At 68.6% G+C, this 446-nt stretch carries 1 protein-coding gene; it reads left to right on the top strand.

The window, feature by feature from the left end; all coding sequences use genetic code 11:
• Positions 1-441 (top strand): GNAT family N-acetyltransferase (locus C6558_RS39200; RefSeq protein WP_199197155.1); only part of this gene is annotated, 441 nt, incomplete at its 5' end.
• Between the last annotated feature and the right edge of the window lie 5 nt (positions 442-446).

Below are 446 nucleotides of genomic sequence, written 5' to 3'. Positions count from 1 at the left end.
GGCGTCCCCGTGGGTGACGTGATCCTGTGGCTGACGGACCGCGAGCGCGGTGTCGCGGAGATCGGCTGGGCACTGGATCCGCGGCATGCCGGTCAAGGCTTCGCCCGGGAGGCCGCGGCTGCGCTGCTGGACCTGGGGTTCGAGACGTCTGGCCTGCACCGGGTGGTGGCACAGATGGATGCCCGCAACACGGCGTCCGCCCGACTGGCCGAGACGCTCGGTATGCGTCGAGAGGCACACCACCGCCAGAACTGGTGGAGCAAGGGCGAGTGGACGGACACCCTCGTCTACGCGATGCTCGCGAGCGACCGGGGAGGTGGGGGGGCCATCTATGACGGCGAAGGCAACGTCAGCTCCGGAAGAACCGCCTCGGGCCCCGTGGCGAAAGAGAAATCCCCCACCTGCGCATCGTGGAGAGGCGTGGGGGATGCAGTGATGTGAACGTT

The organism is Ensifer sp. NM-2 (assembly GCF_003024455.1).
Lineage (GTDB): Bacteria > Pseudomonadota > Alphaproteobacteria > Rhizobiales > Rhizobiaceae > Ensifer > Ensifer canadensis.
The sequence above is the reverse complement of the archived record's forward strand: the minus strand, read 5'-3'. Positions and strand labels throughout refer to the sequence as shown.